This window comes from Kitasatospora sp. LaBMicrA B282 (assembly GCF_050325825.1).
GTDB lineage: Bacteria > Actinomycetota > Actinomycetes > Streptomycetales > Streptomycetaceae > Kitasatospora.
Window position 1 is genome coordinate 1 of sequence record NZ_JBNQTI010000301.1, and the last position, 5,075, is coordinate 5,075.

Here is a 5,075-nt window from a genome sequence, read left to right on the forward strand (position 1 = left end):
GAGCGACCACGTACCCGGCGAACCGGGCCTCTGGCACGCTCTCGCGGCGATCACGAGCTCGACAGCCGGCCGGTACCCCGTGGTCTGATCCCCTCCGATGACATCAAGGCCGTCGAGCGCCCGCCCGTTACTGCCGCTACCTGGGCAAGGCCCCGCTGCCAGTCAGCCACACAAACAAGCCAATCACCTTGAAGCGCCGAAGTCAGTAGCGCTGGGTGCGTGCGGGTCCGCCCTCGCCTCCGCTCTTGCCTGCGCGCTTCGTGCGGGTCTTGGTCGGGCGTGTCCAGCGGGCGCGCCACCAGGCCAGGCGGTCGGCGGAGGTCTGGGGGAAGACGAGCTGGATGACGATGTCCAGGAAGGACAGGACCAGGCTCAAGGCGGCCACCCACCACGGGGCGCCCGCGGCCGCGGACAATACGCCGGCCAAACCGGGTAGTGCCGAGCGGGAGGGGGATGGGCGGGTCATGAGGTCTCCTTTGATTGGAACGACGCTTCGACTGTGGCCCGGCCTTTGATCTTGCGGAAGTGGAAACGGCTCGTTGCCGGCGAATTGGGAATCGATGCGCGCGGTGCAAGAATGGCGGCGGGCAAGCAGGAACACACCAGACCCTGGGGGGTAGGAGTGGAAGAGGGCTTGGAAGCCCGCGGAGCCGCGGCGTACGAGTACGCGAAGGCGTTACGGGACGCATTCGAGCGGTCCGGCAAGACCCAGGCGGAGTTCGCCACGTTCGCGCATGTCTCGCCTCCGACGGTCACTCGCTACCTGAAGACGGAGGGAAAGGACCCGAGAGTCGCACCTGCGGAGTTCGTGGCAAGCCTGGAGGCGTTCCTCCGTGCCTCGGGGAAGCCCCCACTGACTGCGGATGAGCTGGAGGACCTTCATGAGTTGCGCAGAAAAGCCCAGCAGGAGAGCACTGTCAGCCGCCAGAACGCCTACCTGCGCGAGGCACTGAAGGAATCAGAGGCCAAGGTCGAGAACCTGCAGCGACGGCTGGGCCTGATGGAGGTGAGGCACGCCCTGGTGGCGAGGCGCGATGCCGCGCTGCTGACCGCCGGGCGTGAGAGCGATGCCGAGGCACTGAACGCCCTGCGCGAGCGCGTGCGGGAGGCCGAGGCCGAGCGCGACACGCTCAGGACCCTGGCCCAAGACCAGGAGCGGCAACTGGGAGCCGCCGCCGACTACGCCCGCGACGTCACGGCGGACCTGGACAGGACGCAGGAGGAGAACCGCGACCTGGAGCGTCGGCTCCGCGACTTGGCGAGCAGGAACCGTGTGCTGCAGGAGCAGGTCAACCTCCTGCTCGGCAAGCTGGCCACGACGGCGGAGCAGGAGAGGGATGAGAGCGAGCAACCGCAGGTCAGGGTGAAGGTGGGGGCCGTTTCCGACCCGGAAACGGACTTGCAGGAGTTCTGGCGCGGATTCGTGGGGGGCGGTGCTCCCGGGCCCGCCGGCACACCCACTGGGCCCCCGCCGACGGATTCTGACGAGCCCGTCGAGTCCGGCGCCCAAGGGGGCGAGGACGACCGCCCGGCCCCGAGCCCGCGTGTTGGCACAGGCTGGTCGGCATGGCGCTCTCGGGTCCGCTTCCGCCGCTCCCGCAGGCAGTGGACCCAGGCACCAGACGACAACCCATGGGCCATCCACACGTCCCTTGTCGACCGGCGGGTGCGGGCCGACCGGCGGAAGGGGCACTGGTCGGTGTTGGCGCTCCTCCTCGTGCTGGGTGGCCTGGTAGGGGTGCTGTTCGGCGTCGAGCAGGTGTGGCAGGTTCGCCAGGACATCAACCTCTCCGCACCTTCCAGGCCGTGCACGGCGACCGAACAGGCGGGAACAGGCGCCTGCTTCCAGCTGGAGTCCGGGACCGTGACGGACAAGCATTCCGCCGACAGTGACAGCGGCGATGCGCTGTGGGTCAAGCGGGCATCCGGGAAAACCGACATCTATGAAGTCAATGACTCCGTACTGAACGCTGCACGGATCGGCTCCACCGCAGACCTCAAGATATACCAGGGAAAAGTTGTCGCCCTGGGTGTGGGCGGCAAGGAAACAAGCATCCGGCAAGACCTGGAATTCTGGGACATATGGAAGCTAATTGTCATCGTGCTCGGGGCATTGATGATCCAAGCTGGAATCCTTGCACGGAAGTCGGCCCGGCCCGGATCTGGGTTCCTCTTCGAGTTCGTCTTCCTTATGATTTTGACGGCCATCGCGGGCGGCATCACGGTCTCCTCCGGCGTCGTGGGGGTCATTTTCGCGGCGATCCTCTGGGTGACCGTCACAGCCTTCGTCCTCCACGCGTTTATCGAAGAAGCCCGGGACCGCTGGTGAATGGCGAAGACCGTGGGGGCCGCCATCAAGAAGGGCGACCGCGACAGCTCCACCCGGCCTGCACGACCGACGACTGCACGACCCTGGTGCCTCACCCAGCATCCCAGCGCCCACCAGGAAAGCAGGAAGGGCAGGGGGTGCTGGCCGTCGGCGGCCGCGCGGGCGCATTCACGGACCTGGACGGCGCGCTGACGGGCCGCGGGATCGGCGGCGATCTCGCAGGCGGGGCACAGCACCCCGCACAGCGCCCGCTCCAGGTCCCGCTCGAGCAGATGGTGCGCCCCGCACAGGGTCCGCAGCCGCACCCACGGCCGCCGCCCCGCCCGGGTGACGCGCACCCGCAGCACGCGGTGATCGCGGCGCCCGCCGGCCACCCGCACCCGCTCCACCGCACCGTCGTCGCCGCCTGCGCCGTCGGCCGCAGGCCCGCCGGCGTGGGCCGTCGGCGGATCGTGCGTCACGTACCCTGCTCGGCCTTCACCTCGGCGAGCAGCTTGCGCCCCCACTCGCGGGAGACCCCGAGCTCGGTGCCGACCTGCTGGGCGGTCAGCCCGGGGTCGACGTGCAGCATCGCCCGCACGCGCTCGCGGCGCTGTTCGGCGATGAGGTTGCGCTCGGCGTTGCGTGGGCGGGGAGCCGCCTCCTTGATGCCGGCGGGCCGGCCACCGGTGCTCTTCTCCCCGCGTAGGAACCGCTCCTCGCGGTCCCAACGCCGGATCGTGGAGCGCTTGTAGAACCTGACGCCGAAGATGACCGTGTCGGGACGCGGGCCGGCGGTCTTCGTGGCGTCGGCCTTCGCCGCGGTGTAGGTGCGCCAGCTGCTCGCGGTGGGCCGGCGCTCGACGGGGATCGCGAGCCGTGCCTCCTCCACGTCGAGCAGGTCCTCCTCGTCCGCTCTGGCCAGCGCGCAGATCACCCACCGACCGCCGGCGCGCTCCAGGCGCAGCTGGAGGCCGAGCGCCTGGGTCTCCTCCCCACTGCTGGCCGTCACTTTCGCGAGCACGTCGACCACCTCGCCCTCGGTCAGCGCCGGCTCGTCCTCGGCGTACAGGCCGACCAGCTCCACCCCCTCGTAGGGCACACCCGTGCCGGCCGGGGGGATTTGTGCGTCGGGCGTCACCCCCGCCGGGCCGCCGGCACCGGTGAGGTAGAACGTGACGTAGTCGCGCACGAGGTCCCGCAGCCCTTGGTCCTCGACCGGGACGGTGTAGAGCGCCTCGGGGTCAGCCAAGGCGACCAGTGGGACCCGGTGCCCCTGGACGGCGGCACGCAGCTGCTCCTGGTCCCAGTAGCGGATCCTGGCGCCGGGCCGGCTGATGGGCCGGGCGCCCAGGTGCTCCAATTCCTGCCAGCGGAGGGTGATGCTGAGCTGGCCGGCGGCGGTCGCGGTGTCGGCAGCGGTGCGGCCAGCAGGGATCATCAAGGCTCCTTCGACGGGGCGCGGGGGCGCGGACCGCGTCGGGCCGCAACGAGAGAACGGTATCGGATGTAGAGCAGCTCGGCGTGTCGCTCGCGCTCCCGATGTGACTCGACAGGCTACTTGCCGCTAACGGGGTGCTACTCGACGTGCGGGTTCTCGGTCGGGTCAGCACGACATCTGGCGCTGAATCAGCGCGATATCTGACGACTGGTGATGGCAGATCCTGGCAGGGCAGTGGGCGCGGTGGCGAAGGAGGCAACCCGCGGCAGTGATGTCCGCCAGCGCTGGCAGGATGCCGGGCATGGTGAGATCACTGCGCATCGAGGGCTTCTCCGTGGCCGGTCAGCCGGTCGCCACGCCGGCCACCAAGTTCGGCGGCCAGCCCGTGTGGCTGGCAGGCCCGCAGTGGCCGATCAGCGCGGCATGGGACCGGCCGATGCGGTTCGTCGCCCAGATCGAGTTGGGCCCGGTACTCGGAGCGGCCGGCCAGGGGAAGATGGCCTACGTCTTCGTGACCCACGCCGATCATCAAGAGGACGACTTCTTCGACCCCGACGTCATCGACCCCGACGGCGGCGAAAATGCGGTGATCGTGCAGCCGGGCGGGGACTACACCGGCCCGGTGTGCCCGCTGGCGACCGGACCCGGACTCTACGGCCGCGACGGGTCGGCGGTGGAGCTCACCGTCGACCTCCGCCCGGTCGACGAGCCCGATTCCATGACGGATGAGGAACTCGAAGCCCTGCCCCCTGCCGACCGGGACGGCTATGTCGAGCGGATCGACGGCAACAAGATCGGCGGAACACCGGGGTTCTTCCAGGGCGACGATTGGCCGGACGGCGGACCCTGGCGGCTGCTACTGCAGCTGGACTCGAACTGGGTGCCGTTCCACCTCAACCTCGGCGCGTCGCCGAGGATGCTCGCCTTCGTATCCGAGGACGGCGCCCAGGGCAGGCTCCTCGTCCAGGACTCCTGAACATAGGGCCGCCGGCCCTCGGCGCGAGGAATCCTGGGAACCCACACCTACCTGCCGCGCTCGACGCCGGCTCCGACAAGCGCATCTGGGCCGACAGATGGCGTGCTGACACGACAGTTGGCGTGCTGAGTCACACCGCAGCGGGCAGGCAGGCGTGACTGGCAGCCGTAGTTGGAGGGCCCGTCTCGCCAACTACTGCTGCCGGTCACAGCAGGGCTGCGCGCCGTTGAGCCGAGACACGATGGTTGGAACCTGGCCACGACGGTGGGAACCGGTGGTTGTGTGCCGCTCGGTAGGGGTGAATTCGTTTGAGCCGGAGTGGCCCTGGACAGTCGGGCTGGAACGAGTCA

At 69.4% G+C, this 5,075-nt stretch carries 4 protein-coding genes; 2 read left to right on the plus strand and 2 right to left on the minus strand.

The window, feature by feature from the left end:
* Positions 1–202: 202 nt before the first annotated feature.
* Positions 203–385: a hypothetical protein gene (locus ACQRUO_RS38590; protein WP_428320855.1), complete on the minus strand. Its 183-nt coding sequence runs from the start codon at positions 383–385 to the stop codon at positions 203–205.
* A gap of 237 nt (positions 386–622) precedes the next feature.
* Between ACQRUO_RS38590 and ACQRUO_RS38595 the strand changes: the two genes are divergently transcribed.
* Positions 623–2,329 carry a hypothetical protein gene (locus ACQRUO_RS38595; protein WP_428320856.1) on the plus strand — a complete coding sequence of 569 codons (1,707 nt, stop codon included), beginning with the start codon at positions 623–625 and terminating at the stop codon, positions 2,327–2,329.
* A gap of 457 nt (positions 2,330–2,786) precedes the next feature.
* Here the strand turns inward: ACQRUO_RS38595 and ACQRUO_RS38600 are convergent, their stop codons facing one another.
* A complete protein-coding gene (locus ACQRUO_RS38600) occupies positions 2,787–3,749 on the minus strand; it encodes a hypothetical protein (protein WP_428320857.1) in 963 nt (320 codons plus the stop codon).
* 334 nt (positions 3,750–4,083) lie between these two features.
* On the opposite strand from ACQRUO_RS38600, the gene ACQRUO_RS38605 reads away from it, so the two are divergent.
* Entirely contained in the window at positions 4,084–4,725 is a 642-nt protein-coding gene (locus ACQRUO_RS38605) for a hypothetical protein (protein WP_428320858.1), read from the plus strand.
* Positions 4,726–5,075 lie beyond the last annotated feature (350 nt).

Bases quoted from the DNA above. Each gene is read 5' to 3' on its own strand.
- ACQRUO_RS38600 (WP_428320857.1), bottom strand. From the start codon at position 3,749: ATGATCCCTGCTGGCCGCACCGCTGCCGACACCGCGACCGCCGCCGGC.